24 protein-coding genes and 1 tRNA gene are annotated in these 21633 nt (G+C 64.0%); 20 read left to right on the plus strand and 5 right to left on the minus strand.

Annotation, left to right across the window (positions count from 1 at the left end):
* Positions 1-12 precede the first annotated feature (12 nt).
* The 10 genes from N8H22_RS03090 to N8H22_RS03135 all read left to right on the plus strand — a co-directional run bounded on the left by N8H22_RS03090 (position 13) and on the right by N8H22_RS03135 (position 6631).
* Positions 13-88, plus strand: a tRNA-Phe gene (locus tag N8H22_RS03090).
* A 174-nt stretch (positions 89-262) separates the two neighbouring features.
* Positions 263-1486: an integrase arm-type DNA-binding domain-containing protein gene (locus N8H22_RS03095; protein WP_264589152.1), complete on the plus strand. Its 1224-nt coding sequence runs from the start codon at positions 263-265 to the stop codon at positions 1484-1486.
* 100 nt (positions 1487-1586) lie between these two features.
* Positions 1587-2237, plus strand: a complete 651-nt coding sequence (locus N8H22_RS03100; protein ID WP_264589153.1) for a hypothetical protein — start codon at positions 1587-1589, stop codon at positions 2235-2237.
* Between the two features lie 119 nt (positions 2238-2356).
* On the plus strand, positions 2357-2575 hold the full coding sequence (locus N8H22_RS03105) for an AlpA family transcriptional regulator (RefSeq protein ID WP_264589154.1): 219 nt from the start codon (positions 2357-2359) through the stop codon (positions 2573-2575).
* 1 nt (position 2576) lies between these two features.
* A complete protein-coding gene (locus N8H22_RS03110) occupies positions 2577-2918 on the plus strand; it encodes a hypothetical protein (protein ID WP_264589155.1) in 342 nt (113 codons plus the stop codon).
* Positions 2915-3367 (plus strand): hypothetical protein, encoded by a 453-nt coding sequence (locus N8H22_RS03115; protein WP_264589341.1) that lies wholly within the window; start codon positions 2915-2917, stop codon positions 3365-3367. Before N8H22_RS03110 ends, N8H22_RS03115 begins: the two co-directional genes overlap by 4 nt.
* Complete coding sequence (locus N8H22_RS03120) at positions 3364-3636, plus strand: hypothetical protein (protein ID WP_208217019.1); 273 nt, start codon at positions 3364-3366, stop codon at positions 3634-3636. Before N8H22_RS03115 ends, N8H22_RS03120 begins: the two co-directional genes overlap by 4 nt.
* Entirely contained in the window at positions 3633-3950 is a 318-nt protein-coding gene (locus N8H22_RS03125; protein ID WP_264589156.1) for a hypothetical protein, read from the plus strand. The genes N8H22_RS03120 and N8H22_RS03125 overlap by 4 nt, the downstream gene beginning before the upstream one ends.
* 3 nt (positions 3951-3953) lie before the next feature.
* Positions 3954-4883, plus strand: coding sequence for a toprim domain-containing protein (locus tag N8H22_RS03130; protein WP_264589157.1), 930 nt, complete (start codon positions 3954-3956; stop codon positions 4881-4883).
* Positions 4880-6631 carry a DUF927 domain-containing protein gene (locus N8H22_RS03135; RefSeq protein ID WP_264589158.1) on the plus strand — a complete coding sequence of 584 codons (1752 nt, stop codon included), beginning with the start codon at positions 4880-4882 and terminating at the stop codon, positions 6629-6631. Before N8H22_RS03130 ends, N8H22_RS03135 begins: the two co-directional genes overlap by 4 nt.
* Positions 6632-7312: 681 nt before the next feature.
* On the opposite strand, the gene N8H22_RS03140 is transcribed toward N8H22_RS03135, so the two are convergent.
* Positions 7313-7891: a hypothetical protein gene (locus N8H22_RS03140; protein ID WP_264589159.1), complete on the minus strand. Its 579-nt coding sequence runs from the start codon at positions 7889-7891 to the stop codon at positions 7313-7315.
* Here N8H22_RS03140 and N8H22_RS03145 point away from each other — a divergent pair.
* On the plus strand, positions 7868-8368 hold the full coding sequence (locus N8H22_RS03145; RefSeq protein WP_264589160.1) for a hypothetical protein: 501 nt from the start codon (positions 7868-7870) through the stop codon (positions 8366-8368). The genes N8H22_RS03140 and N8H22_RS03145 overlap by 24 nt on opposite strands.
* Positions 8369-9000: 632 nt before the next feature.
* Here the strand turns inward: N8H22_RS03145 and N8H22_RS03150 are convergent.
* Entirely contained in the window at positions 9001-9222 is a 222-nt protein-coding gene (locus N8H22_RS03150; RefSeq protein ID WP_264589161.1) for a hypothetical protein, read from the minus strand.
* Positions 9223-9431: 209 nt separating this feature from the next.
* Between N8H22_RS03150 and N8H22_RS03155 the strand changes: the two genes are divergently transcribed.
* From N8H22_RS03155 to N8H22_RS03180, 6 genes are all read left to right on the plus strand, one after another.
* The gene (locus N8H22_RS03155; protein WP_264589337.1) at positions 9432-10196 is read left to right on the plus strand and encodes a transporter substrate-binding domain-containing protein; all 765 of its coding nucleotides are present in this window, start codon (positions 9432-9434) and stop codon (positions 10194-10196) included.
* 167 nt (positions 10197-10363) lie between these two features.
* Complete coding sequence (locus N8H22_RS03160; RefSeq protein WP_264589162.1) at positions 10364-12421, plus strand: BCCT family transporter; 2058 nt, start codon at positions 10364-10366, stop codon at positions 12419-12421.
* Positions 12422-12672: 251 nt separating this feature from the next.
* A complete protein-coding gene (locus tag N8H22_RS03165; protein ID WP_264589163.1) occupies positions 12673-13446 on the plus strand; it encodes an ABC transporter ATP-binding protein in 774 nt (257 codons plus the stop codon).
* Positions 13447-13460: 14 nt separating this feature from the next.
* The gene (locus N8H22_RS03170) at positions 13461-14216 is read left to right on the plus strand and encodes an ABC transporter substrate-binding protein (RefSeq protein WP_264589164.1); all 756 of its coding nucleotides are present in this window, start codon (positions 13461-13463) and stop codon (positions 14214-14216) included.
* Between the two features lie 64 nt (positions 14217-14280).
* Positions 14281-14976: an ABC transporter permease subunit gene (locus tag N8H22_RS03175; RefSeq protein ID WP_264589165.1), complete on the plus strand. Its 696-nt coding sequence runs from the start codon at positions 14281-14283 to the stop codon at positions 14974-14976.
* The gene (locus tag N8H22_RS03180) at positions 14973-15662 is read left to right on the plus strand and encodes an ABC transporter permease (RefSeq protein ID WP_264589166.1); all 690 of its coding nucleotides are present in this window, start codon (positions 14973-14975) and stop codon (positions 15660-15662) included. The genes N8H22_RS03175 and N8H22_RS03180 overlap by 4 nt, the downstream gene beginning before the upstream one ends.
* A 45-nt stretch (positions 15663-15707) precedes the next feature.
* On the opposite strand, the gene N8H22_RS03185 is transcribed toward N8H22_RS03180, so the two are convergent.
* From N8H22_RS03185 to N8H22_RS03195, 3 genes are all read right to left on the minus strand, one after another.
* Positions 15708-16961 carry an RNA polymerase sigma factor gene (locus N8H22_RS03185; RefSeq protein ID WP_264589167.1) on the minus strand — a complete coding sequence of 418 codons (1254 nt, stop codon included), beginning with the start codon at positions 16959-16961 and terminating at the stop codon, positions 15708-15710.
* Between the two features lie 2 nt (positions 16962-16963).
* The gene (locus tag N8H22_RS03190) at positions 16964-17320 is read right to left on the minus strand and encodes a YciI family protein (protein ID WP_264589168.1); all 357 of its coding nucleotides are present in this window, start codon (positions 17318-17320) and stop codon (positions 16964-16966) included.
* A gap of 86 nt (positions 17321-17406) precedes the next feature.
* A complete protein-coding gene (locus N8H22_RS03195) occupies positions 17407-17856 on the minus strand; it encodes a nuclear transport factor 2 family protein (RefSeq protein ID WP_054093910.1) in 450 nt (149 codons plus the stop codon).
* 271 nt (positions 17857-18127) lie between these two features.
* On the opposite strand from N8H22_RS03195, the gene N8H22_RS03200 reads away from it, so the two are divergent.
* The 3 genes from N8H22_RS03200 to N8H22_RS03210 are packed head-to-tail and all read left to right on the plus strand — an operon-like array spanning position 18128 to position 21623.
* The gene (locus N8H22_RS03200; protein ID WP_264589169.1) at positions 18128-20332 is read left to right on the plus strand and encodes a TonB-dependent receptor; all 2205 of its coding nucleotides are present in this window, start codon (positions 18128-18130) and stop codon (positions 20330-20332) included.
* On the plus strand, positions 20332-21459 hold the full coding sequence (locus N8H22_RS03205) for a PepSY-associated TM helix domain-containing protein (protein WP_264589170.1): 1128 nt from the start codon (positions 20332-20334) through the stop codon (positions 21457-21459). The genes N8H22_RS03200 and N8H22_RS03205 overlap by 1 nt, the downstream gene beginning before the upstream one ends.
* The gene (locus N8H22_RS03210; protein WP_264589171.1) at positions 21456-21623 is read left to right on the plus strand and encodes a hypothetical protein; all 168 of its coding nucleotides are present in this window, start codon (positions 21456-21458) and stop codon (positions 21621-21623) included. The genes N8H22_RS03205 and N8H22_RS03210 overlap by 4 nt, the downstream gene beginning before the upstream one ends.
* Positions 21624-21633 lie beyond the last annotated feature (10 nt).

A 21633-nucleotide genomic window follows, 5' to 3' on the forward strand; every position in this document is an offset into this window, starting at 1 on the left:
TAGCGCCCCGTTGCCCAGGTAGCTCAGTCGGTAGAGCAGGGGATTGAAAATCCCCGTGTCGGCGGTTCGATTCCGTCCCTGGGCACCACCTTTCGTTTTCAGGTGGTGTCAAAACCACCCGAAAGCCCACAAGAAGCCCGCCCCGTGCGGGTTTTTTGTTGTCTATACTTCCCGTGGAAACCCTTGTAAGCCCCAATCTTTAGGGGCATTCTTTGGGGCATGGCCGGTTCGGTCAAATTTATGCCCCTACGAGGTGCGCCCCATGCCACGGAAAGCCACGCCGCTGACGGACAGCGCGATCAAGGTAGCCAAGCCCAAGGACAGCCCCTACAAGCTGACGGACGGCCAAGGGCTATATCTGGAGGTGACGCCCAACGGCTCGAAGCTGTGGCGCCTCAAGTACCGTTTCGATGGCAAGGAAAAGCGGCTGGCCTTGGGCGCTTACCCTGCCGTGTCTCTACAGCAAGCCCGCCAGAGGCGCACAGACGCACGCGAGCTGCTGGCCCAAGGGGCTGACCCCAGCGCAGAGAAAAAAGCCGCCAAACAAGCGCAACGGGGCGATGGCGTGACATTCGAGACACTGGCGCGGGAGTGGTACGCCTACAACGCGCCACGCTGGGCCGAAAGCACCGCCTACAAGGCGAAGCTGTACATGGAAAACGACCTGATACCTGGCATCGGTGCGCGCCCGGTTAAAGCCATCACCCGCCCGGAGCTGGTCGAGCTGGTGCGCAAGGTCGAAGCGCGCGGGACGCTGAACGCGGCTGGCAAGATTCGCCAATGGCTACACCAGATATTCCGCTTCGGTCTGGCCAGTGGCGTAGTCGAAGCCAACCCGGCCACCGATCTGGACGTGGTAGCCGCGCCGCCGAAAGCCACCCGCCACCATCCGCACGTCGCCTTTGCCGAATTGCCCGAGCTGCTGGGCAAGATCGAATCGACCACGCTCAACACCCTGACCCGCTGCGCCATCCGCTTGCTGGTGCTGACTGCCGTTCGCCCTGGTGAGCTGCGCCAAGCGCCCTGGTCGGAGTTCGATCTAGACGGCGCGACCTGGACCATTCCGAAAGCGCGTATGAAAGCCCGCCGCCCGCATGTGGTGCCCCTGCCTCGCCAAGCCGTTGCGATCCTGCGTCAGCTCAAGGAAATCACGGGTGATTACCCGCTAGTGTTTGCAGGCCAGCAGAACCCCGACCGGCCAATGTCTGAAAACACGATTAACAAGGCGCTGCGCCTGATGGGCTACGAAGGCCGCCAGACCGGCCACGGCTTCCGTCACCTGCTGAGCACCGAACTCAACGGACGCGGCTATAACCGCGACTGGATCGAACGCCAGCTAGCCCACGGCGACAACGACGAAATCCGCGACACCTACAACCACGCCACCTACCTGGAGCAGCGCCGGGAAATGATGCAAGCGTGGGCCGATTCGATAGACGCGCTATGCGCCGGCGCCAACGTGGTGAGCATCAAGCGCAAGGCTTAACGGTTTTGGCTGGCCTAGCTCGACGGAGCGAAAAGCGGATTTCCCACCCGCCTGACCAGCCGATCTATTCGAGAAGTGGGGCGCCTGGGAGGGCAGCGGAATGGATGACGCCGAATCGCTTGATCCACTTGACGATTGGCTTGATGAAAAAGACAGCTTTTACGATCCGAAAGACGTTCCTTCTTGGGAGCGTCTCGCGCAGGCGGGAAATATCTTCAAGCGCGTTCTGAAGTGCCACGATAGCGGAAGGAACCCGTCGCCAGAGCTGGTCAAAGACCTGATTGCTGCTGCGCTGATGCTTTCCGAGAACGCTGATCACAAGCAACTAGCAGTCAAGGTGTTTGCCATCGCCCTTAACGAGCTGGAGGAACTAGCTTCCGAATATCCAGAAATTGCGCAAAGACTTATTGGCGTCACGGTCGCGCTAATGATCGGAAGCCAGTCCGTTATAGCTGGCAATGCGATGGAGAGGCATAAAGGCTTTTCCAAAAGAATGGACCCATTAGTCAAAGCGAATGCCCCTAAGGCCGCGGCCATCGAGCGCGCTAAAGCCATCGCTGCCGAGCTATGGCAAGCCGACGCCGCACAAGCGATTCGCGTTGGTGAAATGGCTGACAGGGTTTACCGGGCGCTTGTTTCCGAGGGATTTACCGAAGAACTGCCAGGCAGCGCTGATCGTGTCAAAGAGTGGATCAAGCCCGACGCGCCAATCTACGCCCGCAAAGGTGGCCGCCGCCGAAAAACCCCGTAAGCGTATCGGATAACCCCTTTTCCGTTACGGTGGGGGAATTTTTGCGGCCAGCTTAGTTCGCCAGCATTGCAACCGTTGATTCCCAACAACGCTTTGCACTGCCCTGGAGGGCTTGAACGATGGCCGCACATACCAACCCCGCCCAACTTCCCCGCCGCTTTATCAAGCTGGCCCAAGTGAAGGAATACACCAGCCTTTCCACGTCTGAAATTTACCGGCGCATTGCTGCCGGAACCTTCCCGAAACAGGTAAAGCTGGGGCCGAAATCGAGCTGTTTTGTCGAGTCGGAAGTCTTGGCCTGGTGCGATCAGATGGCCGCACAGCGCGAGGTGGCCTGAAATGAAAAAGGCGACCCGTCCCGAAGAACAAAGCCGCCCACGCAAGGCAGATGTTACCACCGAAGGCCCGAGCAAGATCGCTCGCATTCTGGCGCACCTGCTGAGCGGCGCCAGCGTTAACCGCTTCGAAGCCGAGCGCATCGGCGACCACTGTTTGCCCAGCACCATTGCCGTTCTGGCGAACCACTACGGGCTGAGCATCGAGCGCAAGCAAGAGCGCGTACCGAACCGCTGGGGCGCGCCTTGCACCGTGACCCGCTACAGCCTGCCGCCAAGCCAGCACAAGCGCGCCCGCGCCGTGCTGGTAGCTCTTACCTGCAAGCCGAAGGGGGTGGCCGCATGATCGCCTTTACCCTTGCCAGCCAGCACCAGCAGCGCTATGGTTCGCCCGTCACGGTCAATCCCGTGGCCGGGTTTGGCGACCTGAATCTCAAGTTGGCGCATGTGCGCCCCAAGACCATTGCTGGCGCATTTTTTGTGTCCGCAATGCCGCTCTATGGTAGCCGTGCGCGGGAGACCGAAAGGTCTGCCGGGTGCCAACTTGCCCGGTTCGCCAACCCGCGTACGGCTGCCACCCATAACCGTTTGGCGACGGTTCGTGGCAGCTCCGCAACTCAAGTTGGAGCACCACCCATGCAAACCACCCGCAATCCGTCCACCCACGCCGCCGCCTGGAAGGCCCGCGCCTTCGCTGCGCTGCGTTCCGATTCGTCCCTGTCCGTCCGCCTGCGCCGCTACAACGAAGCGATGGCCCGCGCCCGCTCTCTGGAAACCGTAGGGGGTGTGCAATGAGTACTCGCATCGCCGCTATGGCCAGCATCGCAGACGACGCAATCGAGCAGGTCCGCTATGGGCAGGAGCACGCCCGATGGCTCGCCGCCCTGATGACTGCGATTCACCGAGAGCTTGAGCCAAGCCCCGCCCTACTGGAGTGCCGCGCGAGCCGTGTGCAGGATTTGGCCAGCTTGGGGCAGTACCTGGCCGACGATCTGGCTAACTACATGGATTGCCGCGCCAGTGAGCTGCAAGAGAAGGCCGACGCCGTAGGGGGTGCGCAATGAAGCCCGTTTGCTGGAGCCACCTACTGCCCGACCCGATGGTTCTTAACGATTACTCGGATGACAAGCTCGAAGCCATCGAGCGCACAGCCGATTGCGAGGTTCTGAACCTGACGCTTGGAATCGCCGCAATTGGTGAGCTGCTGGCCTTCACCGCCGACGCTGGCGAGTTGGAGAAGGACACCGCCCGAAATATCGGCTGGCTGATCAACTCGCTGGGCAAGCTGTCGAGCAGGCTGGTCGATACCTCGAACGGCGCGGTGGAGGAACAACACTGCCGCAAGGCCGCCGCACCGTCCCCGACCGCAGAGGGCTAAATCATGACCATTCAAAACGGCGCCCGTGCGCCGAGGGGATCGGCTTGCCTGGAGAAAGCCGAACTGGCCTTCCGCGACGCCCTGCAAGCCACGTTCGGGCCGCTGGATTGGCTGCCAGTAGCAGACGGCACCATTCACCGTTTCCGCGTGCCAGACGACAAGCCCGGCACGCTTAACGGCTGGTACGTCCTACACCTGGACGGCATCGCGTCGGGTGCGTTCGGGAGCTGGAAGGCGGGAGGTTCAAGCACCTGGAGCAGCCGCAAGCCCGCCGATCCGATGGAGGCCGAATTGATCCGCCAGCGCGTCGAGCAGGCACGGGAGCAACGCGAAGCCGACCAGACCCGGCGCCAGATTGCGGCAGCCAGCTATGCGGGCACGCTGTGGACCGAGGCCCGACCGGCTGACCCGGAACACCCCTACCTGACCCGCAAGCGCATTGCCCCGCATCGCCTGCGCCAACGCGGTTACGTTCTGCTGGTGCCGCTGTACGCCGATGGCTACCTGTGCAACCTGCAACGCATCACAGCGGATGGCGGCAAACGCTTTCTGTCCGGGGGCCGGGTGAAGGGCTGCTATTCGCCCATCGGCACACTGGAGCCAGGCCAACCGCTGTATGTCTGCGAAGGCTGGGCAACCGGGGCAACGATCCATGCCGAAACCGGCGCCGCCGTGGCCTGCGCCATGAATGCCGGCAACCTGCTGGAAGTCGGGCGCCAACTTCAACGGCACCACCCGGACAGCCCGTTGATTATCGCGGGGGATGACGACCGCCAGACCGAAGCCGAGGGCAAGGGGAACCCCGGACGCGCCGCAGCCACCCAAGCCGCCGCCGTCCTGGGCTGCGGACTGGTGCTGCCACCCTTCCCCGCTGATGCCCCGCTGGAGCTTTCCGACTTCAACGACCTAGCCAACTGGAGGGCCGCACAATGAGCGCCGCCATCGTTACCCCGATTGTGCCGGAAGCCGCCGCGCCAGCCATCGAGCGCCCCTGTTACCGGGTGTATGAACACACCATCACATTGGACGGCGTGAAGCTGCGCCCCGGCGTCTGGTATCACGGGCAAAGCCTGGACAAGCAAAGCGGCGAGTATCTGCCGTTCGATGAATGGCTGTGCGGGCCTTTGCACGTCGAAGCCGTCACCCGCAACGAAGGCCAGGACGGCGATTACGGGCGCCTGCTGCGATTCCGCAACGCCGACCGCCGCGAACTGACCTGGGCAATGCCCAACGAGCTATTGGCGGGCAAGCCCGATTCGATCCTGTCCGTTCTGCTGGGCATGGGCCTGGACATTGATTACCAGCGCCGCGCCAAGGTCTGCCAGTACATCGCCGCGCAATACCCAAAGGACCGCGTGATAGCGGCCACGTCTACCGGCTGGCACACACGCGAACTTTTCATCATGCCGCGCCAGAACATCGGTAAGGGCAAAGCGATCTTCCAGAGCGAAGCCGCCAACGGTGACGACTACCGCCAAGGCGGAACGCTGGAAGGCTGGCAAGACAGCATCGGCGCCAAGTGCGAAGGCAACCCGTTGCTGGTGCTGAGCGTGTGCGCATCGCTTGCCGGGCCGCTGCTGTACCACGTCCAACGGCAAGGCGGGGGCTTTCACATCGTCGGCGATTCCAGCACCGGCAAGAGTTCCGCCATTCTGGCCGGGGCTTCGGTATGGGGGCACGGTGAGGACTTCAAGCGCACTTGGCGCGCCACTGGCAACGGGCTGGAAGGGATCGCCAGCCAACGCAATGACACGCTGCTGGCGCTGGATGAGATCGGCGAGGCCGACCCACGGGAGATAGGCGCCGTGGTCTACGCAATGGCGAACGGCACCGGCAAGGCCCGAGCCACCCGCAACGGTTCGGCACGGGCTGCGAAGCGCTGGCGCGTCATGCTGTTTTCATCCGGTGAGCTGGGGCTATCGGCGCTGATGGCCGAAGGGGGCAAGCGCAGCCGCGCCGGGCAGGAAATCCGCCTGCTGGATATACCCGCCCGCCGCGCTTTCGGAGCCTGGGACAACTTGCACGGCATGACCGGGGGCCGGGAGTTTTCCGACGCAATCCAGCGCGCCAGTGTGACGCACTACGGGCACGCAGGGCCGCAGTTCATCCGCAAGCTGCTGGAGCTTGGCGAGCAGGACGACTTGCCCGCGCTGCTGGCACAACTCTGCAACCAGTACCCCAGCACGAGCGGGCAGGAGAGCCGCGCTGCCGAACGCTTCGCCCTGGTGGCTATGGCGGGGGAACTGGCTATCAGCTTTGGCATTCTCCCCCTGCCGACTGGCGCAGCCCGCGACGCAATGTTGGGGCTGTTTGAGGTATGGCGAGCAGGACGGGGGCAAGGCCCAAGCGAGGATCGGCAGATATTGCGCGCCATCGCTGACTTCATCGCCCGCCACGGCGACACCCGGTTTTCATCCGCCGATGACCCCGAAGGCGAAGCCAGGGACCGCGCCGGGTATTGGGAGGACAGCCCGAGCGGGCGTCTGTACCTGTTCAACCGCCCCGGCCTGGAGGAAGCCGCCAAAGGTTACGACCTGGGGCGCGTGGTGCTGGCACTGGAGTCGGTCGGAGCAATTGCCAAGCGTGAACCGGGCCGTGCCCAAGCCACCAAGCGACTGCCCAGCGGGCGCAAGGAAAAACTGTACTGGATCGACGCCGCCAGGCTGGAGCCGGAACAGTAAACGAACCTTGCATTTCCTACTGGGGACAGTGGGGACAGCGGGGGCGCCCTAGTGCCGCAAGGGCTAGAGCTGCCCCCACCCGCTGCAAAGGCAAGGGGACAGTGGGGACAGGCCGGACAATTTGCCCCCTTTGCCCCCACCCAGTGACAGGCATAGGGGACAGCTACAGCCCGCGCCGTTACTGGCTGCCCCCTTTGTCCCCTCTGTCCCCACGGCAAAACACAAAAGGGAAAGCGAAATGAGCGCACTTGCACAGCTTGCCGACAACTTGGGGCTTTCAAGCGATACGCGACCAGCACCAGCTACCCCACCCGTCCAACCCGCTGCCAACGATCCGCAGCAGCCGACCAGCGCACCAGCACGACCAACCGCACCAGAGGCCACCAGCGAGCCGAAGCGCGCCGCCTGGAGGATCACCCGAGCAGGCCAGGCGATTGGTTACATGGTCGGACAGCCAATGACCTATTCCGAGGCCCTGGCCGCCGCTCGCTGGCGCTGGGCTGATGCCGAACTAGACGGCGCACCAAAGGAGCCGAACCGATGAAAGCCAGCCAGATTCGAGCACTCGCCAACATAGCCGACAAGCTTAGCTGTGCAAAAAATACTGGGTAAATACACAGCATTTGCTTGATTTTGCTAATGCCAGGCGTAGCATTCGCAACTGTAGCGACATGTCGTCTTTCACGACACGAAGGGCAAGCAATGGCATTTTTCGAACATGAGCAACCAATCAGACGCCGTGGCCGTGCTCGCAACGTGAGCAAGGCAGAGATACAGGCTGCGTGGGATCGCATTCGGGACAAGGCAAAGGCCGGCGACGTTCAAGCGTCCGCGCTGCTGATTGCCCTGGCCAAGCAAGCGCAGCCGGCAGACCACTCCGAATAGGTAGACACGATGATCGACCCGAACAAAGAACGCGCCGAAGTCCTGCGCCAGATCGATGAAAACACAGCCGAGCAGCGTCGCCTCGCCGGCCTGGTGGAGCGATACAACGCAGACCGGAACACCACCGACCCCACGCTTTTCTCCGCTGCTGAAAACCTGCGAATAGCTCAGTGCGACGAGATACGACTGCACTCCGAGCTGGAGCGTGTAGACCGCCTGATCGATTGGCGCGATTCGGTGAAGAACGCAGACAGCACCATAAAGGCCGCAACGAAGCAGATTGCCGCCGCGACGAAAGCAGCCGGGGCGCTCGACGCTGAGCACGCCAAGCTGAGCACCAAGCTTGAGCGTTTGCGCACTGAGATTGCCGAGCACCTGGACGCTGCTGAGCGGGCCGCTGAACAGGCCGCCACCGAGTACGTCGCCGCAGCCGCACAGAGCGACGAACGCGCCGAAGCCTTGGCGCAATCGAAGCTGGACAAAGCAAACGAAGCCGCAGAGGCAGCACAGCGTAAGGCCGCACGGCAAAGCGCCCTGGTGGCCGCGATGGAGAGCGAGCTGGCCGCTATCGATGGCCGACGCGAAGTCGAGCGCCAGCGCCTGAGCGAAGCGAACAGCCAGCGACTCGAAGCGCACACCCTCAAGGTGCAGGCCGAGTGGGACGCAGCCGCTGAAAGCCTGGTCAAGCTAGGCGCTAAGCTGGTCGCCCTGGAGAGCGCCAAAGGCAGTGGCAGAACCATGCGTAACCTCTGCCTGCCGCTGACCAACAAGCTGGGGGCCGGCAGAATCAACGAGAACACACTGCGCACCGCAGCCGAAGGCGTGGACCTGAGCGCCTTGATCGGCAACTAGAACACCTGCAAGACGCCCAGTCGGCCAGTGGCGTTGTAACCCCGACAGCCGGCGCGCTCTTTCTCCTAGGAGACCCTCGGAGCGGTGGCCGGCACTCCCCCCTTCAAGGTACTGGGACACCCCCGCCACCCGTTGCGGGTGATTCGCGCCCCGCTTTTTCGCTATCTACCAACTTTTCCAGCGCCCTGGTTGTTGTTTAGTCGTCATCTGTAAAGCCAGACGACAGACGACCTACGCCCGTCAAATAGACCAACCGCAACCCAACACCACGGGGAGGGCCGGTTGAAAGTCTGAGCAAGCGCAATGCCCGAACGACGGGTGGATCCAGATTTCCGCGCCGTCATAATTCAGATTTGAAAATGGGCAATGCGCTGCCGATCAAATCCCCATGATTCGGGGAGCCGCCCCGGATTGAAGTTCGATACCGGGAAGTCCGGTAACCCCATGACAGCAGGACGGAGCACGCTAATAAAACGCTAAGGCGAAACGAGCCATTGGAGCCGGAACGGGGGGCACTTTTCGTTTTGGGGGCATTTTTGGGGGCATCGACAAACTAGCGAACCAGACAAACCCAGCAAACACGCCACCTGTAGCGATTGGTTCGGTTCCGTCCCTGGCACCACCTTTCGTTTTCAGGTGGTGTCAGCGCCACCCGAAAGCCCACAAGAAGCCCGCCCCGTGCGGGTTTTTTGTTGTCTGCTTTTCTGCACCTTCCAACGCTTCGCCTGCCTGATCCCGGCCTGGTTACCGGAACATGCCACATCACCAAAGGCCGTAATCCTCATGATCTGGTTGCGTGCGTCACCCGCAGCAACCTGCTCCGCCTCCACCCAGAGCACCGCATCTTTCTGCATTACCCAAACACCGCGCTGGAAACCACGCCGGTTGCATTGACTGGTGCGAACAGCGCGCTGACTGCGTCGTGCGCCTGTCGGGCTACTCTTCACAGCCGGAAGCGGCGCTCGGCAGGCAGAGTCAAACCCGCCGCGCTATTCTCCAGTCAGCGTCAGGAAGCTGGTTATTCGAGCAGGAGCACGCCGTGCGGGCATTTCCGAAGCTGTTGATCTGGATCGTCCTGAGTGCACTGTCGGCGCCGGCAAGCGCCTGGCGGTTCGTTACCGAGGACTTTCCTCCGTTCACCTACCCAGCCACAGACAGCACGGTCGCCGCACAGGCGAACTCCGCTGGCTTGCCTGCGGCCGGCCCGCTCGCGCAGATCGTGCGCAGCGTCTGCACCCGTCTGCAGCGGCAGTGCTCGATCGCCCTGCATCCCTGGCGGCGCGCGCTGGCGCTGGCCGAAGAAGGCAAGGCGGACGGTATCTTCACCGTAATCCGCTCGCCAGCGCGCGACCGGGCCTTCCATGTCACCCGCATGCTGGTGACTTCGCGCTACAGCGTGTTCGCCCGGCAGTCCAGCGCCTTCGTCTATCACCAGCCCCGTGACCTGACCGGCAAGACCATCGGTGTCTATGGCCCTTCCGGCACCTCGTTCGTGCTGAGCGAGCGCCTGCAGCAGGTGCCCGGGGTGTCGATCCAGCTGGTGGCGGACAACCGTCGCCTGCTGCGCATGCTGGATGCTGGTCGTTTCGGCGAGCACGGCTTGGCCGTGGTCAACCAGGACGTGGCCTGGCATCTGATCGATGCAGAACAGCTCGACAGCGTCCGCGAGGTTGGTGAGCTGCAGCCGGTGTCGTATGGCATCGGCCTGTCGCGCGAGCGAGTCAGTGCGGAGGAATTTGCTGACTTCGCCGCGGCCCTGGACGCGCTCATCGACGACGGCACGGTGCCGACGATCCTGCGCCAGCACCGCCTCGAAGCGGCTTTCTGACAGGTAGCAGGCGCCACACCTTCCACGCGCCCCCACCACGCACACGCCGGCGGGCAGCCATGTAGTGGTGAGTAATCCGTCCGATCTCGCCGTCTATGCTTGAGGCAAGACAGCACATTCACCCCACCTGTCGGTGCAAAGTCGCCGAAGCGGAGATTGTCGACCTCATGGATTCAGACCAGAAAGCCGCCAAAGCCATCATTCTCGTTCCCGTATTCGTTCCCGCCGTAGTGGTGACCCTACTGCTGGTCATTGGCACGATCAGCAATCCGGAGCTGGCCGGCGAGGTATTCGATTCGACTCTGGCATTCATCACCGCCAACTTCGGCTGGTTCTACATGCTGGCCGTGGCGTTCTTCCTGGTGTTCATCGTCGGCATCGCCATGACCAAGTGGGGCAGCATCAAGCTCGGCCCGGATCACGCCGAACCGCAGTACAGCTTTCCTGCCTGGTTCGCCATGCTGTTCTCCGCCGGGTACGGCATCGCCCTGCTGTTCTTCGGCGTCGCCGAACCGGTGCTGCATTACGCGACACCGCCCTCCGGCGCGGCAGAAACCGTCGACGCAGCCAAGCAGGCCATGCAGATCGCCTTCTTCCACTGGGGCTTTCATATCTGGGCCATTTACGGTCTCACAGGGCTGGTGCTGGCCTACTTCTCATTCCGCCATGGTCTGCCGCTGTCGATGCGCTCGGCGCTCTACCCGATCATCGGTGAACGCATCCACGGGCCGATCGGGCACGCGGTGGACATCTTCGCCATCCTCGGCACGCTGTTCGGCATCGCGACCACCCTCGGTCTGTCGGTCACCCAGATCAACGCCGGGATCAACTATCTGTGGCCGCAGATTCCCGTGGATATCAGCGTGCAGATAATAGCCATCGCGGTGATCACACTGATGGCCATCGCCTCGGTGGTCGCCGGTCTGGACAAGGGCGTGAAGAACCTGTCACTGCTCAACATGATCCTGGCGATCGCACTGATGCTGTTCGTGTTCATCGTCGGTCCGACCATCTTCATTCTCGAGACGTTCCTGCAGAACACCGGCAGCTACCTGAACAACATCATCGAGCGCACCTTCAACCTGCAGGCCTATAGCCGCAGCGACTGGATCGGCAACTGGACGCTGTTCATCTTCGGCTGGACCATCGCCTGGTCGCCCTTCGTCGGCCTGTTCATCGCCAAGATCAGCCGCGGTCGCACCATCCGCCAGTTCGTCTTCGGCGTGATGTTCGTACCCACCATCTTCACCTTTCTGTGGTTCTCGATCTTCGGCGACACCGCGCTGCATCTGATCATGGTCGAGGGTTACAACTCGCTGATCAGCGAGGTGCAGGCCGATCATGCGATCGCGCTGTTCAAGCTGTTCGAGCGCCTGCCGCTGACCTCGATCGCCTCGTTCATCGCCGTGGTACTGATCATCACCTTCTTCGTCACCTCCTCGGACTCCGGCTCGCTGGTGATCGACTCGCTGGCCGCCGGCGGCGCGACGCAAACCCCGGTCTGGCAGCGGGTGTTCTGGGCCAGCACGGAAGGTGCCGTCGCCGCGGCATTGCTGCTCGCCGGTGGCCTCAGCGCGCTGCAGACCATGACCATCGCCAGCGCGCTGCCCTTCGCGGTGATCATGCTTCTCTCAGCGCTGGGCATGTGGCGCGCGCTGGTGATCGAGGGGCATCACGAGATCAGCCTGCAGAGCCACATGCAGGGCAGCCGCCTGGCGAGCAACGCCGGGCCCGGGCTGTGGAAGAAGCGCCTGGCCGGACTGGTCAATTTCCCCAGCCGTACAGAGGTCGAAGGCTTCATGTTCAGCACCGTGCTCAAGGGCATGCGGCGCGTGCAGCGGGCGCTGGCCGAGCAGGACTGGCCGGCCGAGGTGCATGTGGACGAGCAGAACTCGCGACTCTATCTGGAGGTGATCAAGGAAGATCAGCTGGATTTCATCTACGAAATCCGCCTGCTCAGCTACGCAATGCCGGCCTTCGCGCTGTCCGAAAGCCCCGAGGGCGAGGACCAGTACTATCGCGCGGAAGTCTTCCTGCGCCGCGGCGGGCAGTCCTACGACATCTATGGCTACGACCAGCAGGACATCATCAGCGACATCCTCGACCAGTTCGAGAAGTACCTGCACTTCCTGCACATCTCACCCGGCAGCCTGCCGTGGAGAATGGAGGAACACGACGAAATGCTCAGCGGCGATACTGATGAAACGAAACCGGCTCAGCCCTAACCCCGCTTCGCCGGGTGCCCGACGCAGACGCCACGGCCGCCCGGGCGGAGTGAGACATCTGAAGGCGATACAGGCAATTGGACACTTTTAGAGGCTGCAGAGCCGGTTAATTCGGCATTCTTCACGCTTGGCGCATGCTCCGGTGCATGCTAGGTTTGCGCCTCGCCAGGATGGCGAGCAGTCCGCCGGAGCGCAACCAACCGAATATCCAGACCCAGGCGGCCTTTCGCCGGTCTACAAGAGGACCCCGCATGGCCGAGGCCATACCTGCACTGGAAATCCGCAACCTGCACAAGCGCTACGGCGATCTGGAAGTTCTCAAAGGCATCTCGCTGACTGCTCGTGATGGCGATGTGATTTCCATCCTCGGCTCTTCAGGCTCCGGCAAGTCCACCTTTCTGCGCTGCATCAACCTGCTGGAAAACCCCAACGAGGGCGAGATTCTGGTGGCCGGCGAGTCGCTCAAACTCAAGCGCGACAAGCAGGGCGACCTGATCGCCGCCGATGGCAAGCAGCTCAACCGGGTACGCAGCGAGCTGGGCTTCGTGTTCCAGAACTTCAACCTCTGGCCGCACATGACCATCCTCGACAACATCATCGAGGCGCCGCGGCGGGTGCTGGGCAAGAGCAAAGCCGAAGCCACCGAAATCGCCGAGGCGCTGCTGGCCAAGGTCGGCATCGCCGACAAGCGCCACGTCTACCCCAACCAACTCTCCGGCGGCCAGCAGCAGCGCGCGGCCATCGCCCGTACGCTGGCGATGCAGCCCAAGGTCATCCTGTTCGATGAGCCAACCTCGGCGCTCGACCCGGAAATGGTACAAGAAGTGCTTACCGTCATCCGGTCGCTCGCCGATGAAGGTCGCACCATGCTGCTCGTCACCCACGAAATGAATTTCGCCAAGCAGGTCTCCAGCGAAGTGGTTTTCCTCCACCAGGGTCTGGTCGAGGAACAAGGAACGCCCGAGCAGGTATTTGACAATCCGCAATCGGCGCGCTGTAAACAGTTCATGTCCAGCCATCGTTAATGGAGCAACACCGCATGAAGAGCTACAAGAAGATTCTGCTGACCGCCGCTGCATCCCTGATCATCGGCACGCAAGCATTCGCTGCGGAAAAACTACGGATCGGTACCGAAGGCGCCTACCCGCCCTTCAACCTGATCGACGCCAGCGGCCAGGTGGTCGGCTTCGATCTGGATATCGCCCACGCCCTCTGCGCCAAGATGCAGGTCGAGTGCGAAGTGGTCACCTCCGACTGGGATGGCATCATCCCGGCACTGAACGCCGGCAAGTTCGACTTCCTCGCCGCCTCCATGTCGGTCACCGAAGAGCGTAAGCAGGCGGTGGACTTCACCGACCACTACTACACCAACAAGCTGCAGTTCGTGGCGCCCAAGTCGGTGGACTTCAAGACCGATGAAAGCTACCTGGACGGCAAGGTGATCGGCGCCCAGCGCGCCACCATCGCCGGCACCTGGCTGGAAGACAACCTCGACGACGTAGTCGACATCAAGCTCTACGACACCCAGGAAAACGCCTACCTGGACCTGGCTTCCGGCCGCGTCGACGGCATCCTCGCTGACACCTTCGTGCAGTGGGAATGGCTCAAGAGCGACGCCGGCAAGGATTTCGAGTTCAAGGGCGAACCGGTATTCGATAACGACAAGATCGCCATCGCGGTACGCAAGGGCAACGACGAGCTGCGCGAGAAGCTGAACAAGGCGCTGGCCGACATCGTCGCCGACGGCACCTACAAGCAGATCAACGACAAGTACTTCCCGTTCAGCATTTACTGATCCAACCGAACCGAAGCCCGGTCGCCTGAAAACTGGCCGACCGGGCTTCGGTGTTTGAGCTTCTATGATTCCTGACCTTCACGGATTCGGTCCGGCGCTGCTCGCCGGCACCTGGATGACCATCCAACTGGCCCTCGCCTCACTGGCGCTGGGGCTGGTGCTCGGCCTGCTCGGCGCCCTCGCCAAGACCTCGCCTTACAGCGCGCTGCGCTGGCTCGGCGGAACCTATTCGACCATCGTGCGCGGCGTACCCGAGCTGCTCTGGGTGCTGCTGATCTATTTCGGCACCATCGGCCTGATCCGCGGCATCGGCGAACTGTTCGGCATCGAGAATCTTGCGCTGAGTCCGTTCGCCGCCGGCACCATCGCTCTCGCCCTGTGCTTCGGTGCCTACGCCACGGAAGTCTTCCGCGGCGCGTTGCTGGCGATTCCCAAGGGGCACCGCGAAGCCGGCCTCGCCCTCGGCCTGGGTAAACGGCGCATCTTCCTGCGCCTGATCCTGCCGCAGATGTGGCGCCTCGCCCTGCCGGGGCTGGGCAACCTGTTCATGATCCTGATGAAGGACACCGCGCTGGTCTCGGTGATCGGCCTGGAAGAAATCATGCGCCGCTCGCAAATCGCCGTGACCGCCAGCAAGGAACCCTTCACCTTCTTCCTGGTGGCCGCCTTCATCTACCTGTGCCTGACCATCGTCGCGATGATCGGCATGCATTTTCTGGAAAAACGCGCCGGCCGCGGATTCGTCAGGAGCGCGGCATGAGCTGGGAACTCTTCATCAAGTGGCTGCCGAGCTTCATCGACGGCGCCTGGCTGACCCTGCAGCTGGTCGGTGTCTCGGTCATCGCCGGACTGATTCTCGCACTGCCGCTGGGCATCGCCCGTTCGTCCAAGCATCTGGCGGTGCGCGCGCTGCCCTACGGTTACATCTTCTTCTTCCGCGGCACGCCGCTGCTGGTGCAACTGTTCCTGGTCTACTACGGCGCGGCGCAGTGCGACGCGGTGCGCCAGAGTGTGCTCTGGCCGTATCTGCGTGATCCGTACTGGTGCGCAATCATCACCATGACCCTGCACACCGCCGCCTATATCGCCGAGATCATCCGCGGTGCGATCCAGAACGTGCCGCACGGCGAAATCGAGGCGGCGCGTGCGCTGGGCATGTCGCGCAGCCAGGCGCTGTGGCACATCATCCTGCCGCGTGCGACGCGCATCGGCCTGCCGGCCTACAGCAACGAGGTGATCCTGATGCTCAAGGCCAGTGCGCTGGCCAGCACCATCACCCTGCTGGAGCTGACCGGCATGGCGCGCAAGATCGCCGCACGCACCTACATGCATGAGGAAATGTTCCTCACCGCCGGCCTGATCTACCTGCTGATCGCCTTCGTGCTGATGCAGGGTTTCAAGCTACTGGAACGCTGGCTGCGCGTGGACGCCTGCCAGGGCCGATAGGCACAGCCGAGCGCGGCGCCCGACCGCGCCCGCTCAGCCACCCCATCATCCACTCCCCTCATTCTCCAGCGCAGCCAGCTGCCGCTGCAGAAAGCGTCGCTCCGGCGCCAGCCGCACCAGTTGCAATGCCAGCCGATAGGCCTCGCAAGCCTCGGCGGGACGCTGCAGGCGGCACAGCAGATCGGCCCGCGCGGCGTGCAGCAGGTGATAGTCGGACAGCACGCCGCGTGCCTGCAGCTCATCGAGCAGCTCCAGTCCCGCCACCGGCCCGCGGTACATGGCCAATGCCACGGCGCGGTTCAGCTCGATCACCGGCGACGGATTGACCCGCAGCAGCACGTCATACAGGCCGACGATCTGCGCCCAGTCGGTCTGTGCCGCGCTTGGCGCCTCGGCGTGCACGGCCGCGATCGCCGCCTGCAGGCTGTAGAACCCATAGCGCCGCGACGCCAGCGCGCGCTGCACCAACCGCACGCCCTCATCGATCTGGCGCGCATCCCAGCGACCGCGGTCCTGCTCATCGAGCCGCACCAGCTCACCCGCCGCATCGACGCGCGCTGCCCGCCGCGCATCGTGCAGTAGCATCAGGGCCAGCAGTCCGATGGCTTCGGCTTCGGGCAACAACTCGGCGAGCAACCGGCCGAGGCGAATCGCCTCCACGCACAGATCCCCGCGCGTCAGCTGCGTTCCGGCGGAAGCCGCGTAGCCCTCGTTGAACACCAGATAAAGCACCTGCAGCACACTGTCGAGCCGTTCGGCCAGGGCTTCGCGCTCCGGCACACGGTAAGGAATCTGCGCCTCGCGAATCTTCGCCTTGGCACGCACGATGCGCTGGGCGATGGTGCTGGGCGTGGCGAGAAACGCGCGCGCGATCTCCTCGGTGCTCAGATCGCAGACCGTGCGCAGGGTCAGCGCGACACGCGCCTGCGTCGGCAGCGCCGGGTGGCAGCAGGTGAAGATCAACCGCAGGCGGTCGTCTTCCATCTCGTCGACCTCCACTGCATCCGCCACGTCTTCCAGCTGGTCGGCCAGCAGCCGCAGCGACGCATCGAAGCGCGCCCGGCGGCGCAGGGCATCGATGGCCTTGAAGCGACCGGTGGACACCAGCCAGGCGCGCGGATTGTCCGGTACGCCATCGCGTGGCCACTGCTGCAAGGCCGCGGTGAAGGCGTCGTGCAAGGCTTCCTCGGCGCGATCGAAGTCGCCCAGCAGGCGGATCAGCGTGGCCAGCACACGCCGCGACTCGCGGCGGTAGATCGCCTCGGCGCGCGCCGTCGCGAAGGCCCCGGTCAGCGGCATGCTCAGCGCTGCGGCAGCTGACGCAAGGGCCGCACCTCGACGCAGCCAAGACTGGCTGGCGGAATCTGCGCGGCGATGGCCTCGGCTTCGCGCTGGTCAGCCGCCTCGATCAGGTAGAAGCCGGCCAGCTGCTCGCGCGTCTCGGCAAACGGCCCGTCGACGACCGTGGTCTCACCGTCGCGCACGCGCACCGTGCGGGCGGTGCGCACCGACTGCAGCGGCTCACCGGCGAGCATGTGGCCGCTGGCACGCAGCCTTTCACCACAGGCGATACAGCGCGCGACGAGCGCCTGCCATTCCTCATCACTCAGCGCGTCCACACGCTGCTCGTCGTAATAGATCAGGCACAGGTATTTCATCGTTGCTCTCCGACTGTCGCCACCACAGTAAAGCTAGCAGGCGACAGTCGGCGTGATGTCGCAGAGCGACGAGTACCGTGCGCGACTCAGCCGCCCGGCTGTTCCGCGTCCATGCACACCTGACCGGTCTGCATGTCGAAGGGCATCGAGAAATGCTCGTGGATCACTTTCCAGTCACCGTCACGGCGCGCCCAGACCCGGCTGCCACGCATCCACGCGCTCTGCATCTGGCCCTCGGCGTTGGGGCCGCCGCAATGGTTGAGCATGCGGCTGTAGGCCAGCTCGCCGCCGACCTCCACATGCAGCTCATGGGTTTCGAAGAAGCCTTCACCCTGGCAGAACTCGAAGCAACGCTGCCAGTGCGCGCGGTAATCGGCCACGCCCTTGAATTGCAGCGGCCCGACGGCATCGAAGGCGACTAGCTCGTCGGCGTACTGGGCAAGGATGCGGTCCAGGTCCTTGGCGGCAATGGCGCGCTCGAACTCCTCGTGAAGCTGGCGGATGCGCGCTTCGTCATGGTGCTTTTGCTCGTTCATGTTGATCTCCTGTCGTCTGGTTGAACGGCTGTTCCTCACCTGGTCGTTCGACGCGCTCGGCAATCGACAGGCCGGCCGATTTTTTTTTTGCAGCGCCAGGAATCCACGCGCCAGACGCCCCGCCCAGCATTTCCACGAGGAGGCATCAGACGGAACACGGTTGCGAATTGTTATCATTAGAATATGATAATGGCTCACAGATGGCACAAACTCCCAACTAATCGTTGCGCCGTCATCGCCCTTCGCAATCCAACGCCCGTTCAGGTCCGCCATGCCCACTCTCCGCTTGCCGCGTAAAACCGCACTGCTACCCGTTTGCCTGTTAGCCGGCTTCGCCAGTTCGCCGCTGATGGCCCAGCAACGAACCGAAAGCCAGGCACAGGACAATACCGGCGAGCCGGTGGAGCTGCAGTCCGTCGAGATCACGGCCAGCGCCGATGCCTCGGCCGAAGGCCTGACGCAGCCCTACGCCGGCGAGCAGGTGGCGCGCGGCGGCCGTGTCGGCATCCTCGGCAACCGCGACTACATGGAAACGCCGTTCACCTCGACGTCCTACACCTCGCAACTGATCCAGGACCAGCAGGCGCGCAGCGTCTCCGACGTGCTGCAGAGCGACCCTTCCGTGCGCGTGGCGCGCGGCTTCGGCAACTTCCAGGAGCTGTACGTGGTACGCGGCTTCCCGGTGTATTCCGACGACATCTCCTACAACGGCCTCTATGGCCTGCTGCCGCGCCAGTACGTTGCCGCCGAGTTCATCGAGCGCGTGGAAGTGTTCCGCGGCGCCAACACCTTCCTCAACGGCGCAGCACCGGGCGGCAGCGGCATCGGCGGGGCGATCAACATCCTGCCCAAGCGCGCGCCCAACGAGCCGCTGACCCGCCTGACCCTCGGCGCCGAGAGCGGCGGCCAGGCCATGACCCATGCCGACATCGCCCGCCGCTTCGGCGCCGAGGAGCGCTTCGGCGTACGCCTGAACGCTGCCAAGCGCGCCGGTGAGACCACCGTCGAGGATGAGGAGCGTACCCTCGACATGTTCGCCCTCGGTCTCGACTACCAGGGCGACAACTTCCGCCTGTCCGGCGACATCGGCCACCAGTACCACTTCATCGACCAGCCGCGCCCGAGCGTCACCCCCAACGGCGGCATCCCCAGCGCACCGGACGCCGAGGACAACTTCGCCCAGCCCTGGACCTACTCGAAGGAGAAGCAGACCTTCGGCACCTTGCGCGCCGAGTACGACTTCTCCGACGCGGTGACCGGCTGGCTCGCCGCCGGCGTGCGCGAGGGCGAGGAGAAGAACCGCCTGGCCAGCATCAAGGCCGGCCGCTCCGGCGCGGGCACCTTCTACCGCTTCGACAACGTGCGCGAGGAGGACGTCTTCACCAGCGAAGTCGGCCTGCGCGCCCGTGGCAACACCGGCGCCGTCTCCCACGAGTGGGTGATGTCCGCGGCGATGTTCGATCTGCAAGCACGCAACGCCTACGGCATGTCGGGCAACCTTGCCGCCGATATCCACGACCCGTTCGACGCGGCGATGCCAGGCACCACCTGGACCGGCGGCCAGATGTCCGATCCTGGCGTCACCGAACGCACCCACACCCAGAGCCTGGCGCTGGCCGACACTCTGGGCTTCCTCGACGACCGCTTGCTGCTCACCCTCGGCGCGCGTCGTCAGGGCATCGAGGCCAAGAGCTACGACTACAACAGCGGCGACCGCCTGTCCTCCTACAACCGCTACAAGACCAGCCCGGTGGCCGGCGTGATCTACCAACTCACCGACGAACTGTCGGTTTACGCCAGCTACATCGAAGGTCTGGTCAAGGGCGACATCGCTCCAGCGAGCAGCGGTGGCGTAGCCATCGTCAATGCCGGCGAGGCGCTGGAGCCCTATGTCTCCGAGCAGACCGAGGTCGGCATCAAGTACGACGGCGGCAACCTGGGCGGCAGTCTGGCGCTGTTCACCACCGACCGACCGTTCAGCACCGTGGAGAATGGCGTGTTCACCGATGGCGGCGAGCAGCGCAACCGCGGTATCGAGCTGTCCGTGTTCGGCGAGCCGACCTACGGCGTGCGCCTGCTCGGCGGCCTGACCCTGCTCGATGCCGAGCTGACCAGCACCCAGGACGGCATCAACGAGGGCAACCGTGCGATCGGCGTGCCGCGCACCCAGGCCAATATCGGCGGCGAGTGGGACGTGCCGGGCAGCAACGGCCTGACCCTAACCAGCCGCGTGGTCTACACCAGCAGCCAGTACGCCGACGTGGCCAACGATATGCAAGCGCCATCCTGGACCCGTCTGGACCTCGGCGCGCGCTACCGCATGGTCATCGACGAGCGTGACGTGACCCTGCGCGCGCGCCTGGACAACGTCACAGGCCGCGACTACTGGGCCTCGGTGGGCGGCTACCCGAACGCCAACTACCTCGTTCTCGGCGCCCCGCGCACGTTGTCGCTCAGCGCCACGGTCGACTTCTGATGCAGGCACGTACCCTGCGTGGCTGGGGCTGGGTCCACAAGTGGTCCAGCCTCATCTGCACGCTGTTCATCCTGCTGCTGTGCCTGACCGGCCTGCCGCTGATCTTTTCCCACGAGATCGAGCACCTGACCGGCAGCGAGGTCGCCGCGCCGCCGATGCCGACGGGCACGCCGCATATCGCGCTCGATCAGGTCGCGGCCGAGGCGGTCAAGGCCTATCCGGGCCTAGTGCCGCTGTACTTCTTCGCCGAGGAGGACCTGCCCGACCTCTGGTATCTCAAGCTCGACACCCGGGTGGATACCGACGAGAGCGAGTCGCGGCTGATCCTCTCCGACGCGCGCACCGGCGCCGTGGTCGACGTGCCGGCGTTCGATGAGGGCTTCATGAGCGTGATGTATCGCCTGCACGTGGATCTCTATGCGGGCCTAGCGGGCAAGCTGTTCCTCGGTTTCATGGGCCTGCTGCTGGTCGTGGCGATCGTCTCCGGCGTGGTGCTCTATGCACCGTTCATGCGCAAGCTGGACTTCGCCGAGGTGCGTCGCGAGCGGGCGCCGCGCACACGCTGGCTCGACCTGCACAATCTGCTCGGCATCGTCACCCTGGTGTGGGCGCTGGCGGTGGGCTTCACCGGGGTGATCAACACCTGGGCGGACCTGATCTTCAAGGGCTGGCAGGCCGAGCAGGTCGCCGCATTGCAGGCCGGCGAAACGCGGGTATTGCTGACTGCCGCTGCCGGTGATGCTCCCGCTGCGGACGGCTCGCTGCAGGCCGCCGTCGACCGCGTGCTGGCCGCCGCGCCGGGCATGGCGATCTCGATGATCGCCTACCCCGGCACCCTGCGCGCCACCCCGGAGCACGTCGCGGTGATCCTGCGCGGCGACACGCCGCTGACCTCGCGCCTGACCCAGGCGCTGCTGGTCGACCCGGCCAGCGGCGAGGTGCTGGAAGCCAGCGCACGGCCCTGGTACGTCACCGCGCTGCAGCTGTCCGAGCCGCTGCACTTCGGCGACTACGGCGGCCTGCCGCTGAAGGTGCTGTGGGCGCTACTGGATATCCTCACCATCGTCGTGCTTGCCAGCGGCCTGTACCTCTGGCTCAAGCGTGGCGCAACGGAGGCGCGGACATGATGCGCATCTGGTTGTGGCCGCTGGTCATCGCGCAGGTCTCGGCGCTCGGCCTGCTCGCCGGACTGGTTTCCGATGGTATCGGTGACTGGCTGAGCTGGGCGGCGCTCAGCCTGCCGGTGGCAATCAGCGGGAAAGCGCTGGCCGGCCGGCGGCGTACAGGCTGACGGCCCGCTG

It is taken from the genome of Stutzerimonas sp. S1 (assembly GCF_025966695.1).
Classification (GTDB): Bacteria; Pseudomonadota; Gammaproteobacteria; order Pseudomonadales; family Pseudomonadaceae; genus Stutzerimonas.

Excerpts from the sequence above, each read along its gene's own strand:
- N8H22_RS03095 (WP_264589152.1), top strand. The coding sequence starts at position 263 with ATGCCACGGAAAGCCACGCCGCTGACGGACAGCGCGATCAAGGTAGCC.
- N8H22_RS03100 (WP_264589153.1), top strand. The coding sequence starts at position 1,587 with ATGGATGACGCCGAATCGCTTGATCCACTTGACGATTGGCTTGATGAA.
- N8H22_RS03105 (WP_264589154.1), top strand. The coding sequence starts at position 2,357 with ATGGCCGCACATACCAACCCCGCCCAACTTCCCCGCCGCTTTATCAAG.
- N8H22_RS03110 (WP_264589155.1), top strand. The coding sequence starts at position 2,577 with ATGAAAAAGGCGACCCGTCCCGAAGAACAAAGCCGCCCACGCAAGGCA.
- N8H22_RS03115 (WP_264589341.1), top strand. The coding sequence starts at position 2,915 with ATGATCGCCTTTACCCTTGCCAGCCAGCACCAGCAGCGCTATGGTTCG.
- N8H22_RS03120 (WP_208217019.1), top strand. The coding sequence starts at position 3,364 with ATGAGTACTCGCATCGCCGCTATGGCCAGCATCGCAGACGACGCAATC.
- N8H22_RS03125 (WP_264589156.1), top strand. The coding sequence starts at position 3,633 with ATGAAGCCCGTTTGCTGGAGCCACCTACTGCCCGACCCGATGGTTCTT.
- N8H22_RS03130 (WP_264589157.1), top strand. The coding sequence starts at position 3,954 with ATGACCATTCAAAACGGCGCCCGTGCGCCGAGGGGATCGGCTTGCCTG.
- N8H22_RS03135 (WP_264589158.1), top strand. The coding sequence starts at position 4,880 with ATGAGCGCCGCCATCGTTACCCCGATTGTGCCGGAAGCCGCCGCGCCA.
- N8H22_RS03150 (WP_264589161.1), bottom strand. The coding sequence starts at position 9,222 with ATGCAGAAAGATGCGGTGCTCTGGGTGGAGGCGGAGCAGGTTGCTGCG.
- N8H22_RS03160 (WP_264589162.1), top strand. The coding sequence starts at position 10,364 with ATGGATTCAGACCAGAAAGCCGCCAAAGCCATCATTCTCGTTCCCGTA.
- N8H22_RS03165 (WP_264589163.1), top strand. The coding sequence starts at position 12,673 with ATGGCCGAGGCCATACCTGCACTGGAAATCCGCAACCTGCACAAGCGC.
- N8H22_RS03170 (WP_264589164.1), top strand. The coding sequence starts at position 13,461 with ATGAAGAGCTACAAGAAGATTCTGCTGACCGCCGCTGCATCCCTGATC.
- N8H22_RS03175 (WP_264589165.1), top strand. The coding sequence starts at position 14,281 with ATGATTCCTGACCTTCACGGATTCGGTCCGGCGCTGCTCGCCGGCACC.
- N8H22_RS03180 (WP_264589166.1), top strand. The coding sequence starts at position 14,973 with ATGAGCTGGGAACTCTTCATCAAGTGGCTGCCGAGCTTCATCGACGGC.
- N8H22_RS03185 (WP_264589167.1), bottom strand. The coding sequence starts at position 16,961 with ATGCCGCTGACCGGGGCCTTCGCGACGGCGCGCGCCGAGGCGATCTAC.
- N8H22_RS03190 (WP_264589168.1), bottom strand. The coding sequence starts at position 17,320 with ATGAAATACCTGTGCCTGATCTATTACGACGAGCAGCGTGTGGACGCG.
- N8H22_RS03195 (WP_054093910.1), bottom strand. The coding sequence starts at position 17,856 with ATGAACGAGCAAAAGCACCATGACGAAGCGCGCATCCGCCAGCTTCAC.
- N8H22_RS03200 (WP_264589169.1), top strand. The coding sequence starts at position 18,128 with ATGCCCACTCTCCGCTTGCCGCGTAAAACCGCACTGCTACCCGTTTGC.
- N8H22_RS03205 (WP_264589170.1), top strand. The coding sequence starts at position 20,332 with ATGCAGGCACGTACCCTGCGTGGCTGGGGCTGGGTCCACAAGTGGTCC.
- N8H22_RS03210 (WP_264589171.1), top strand. The coding sequence starts at position 21,456 with ATGATGCGCATCTGGTTGTGGCCGCTGGTCATCGCGCAGGTCTCGGCG.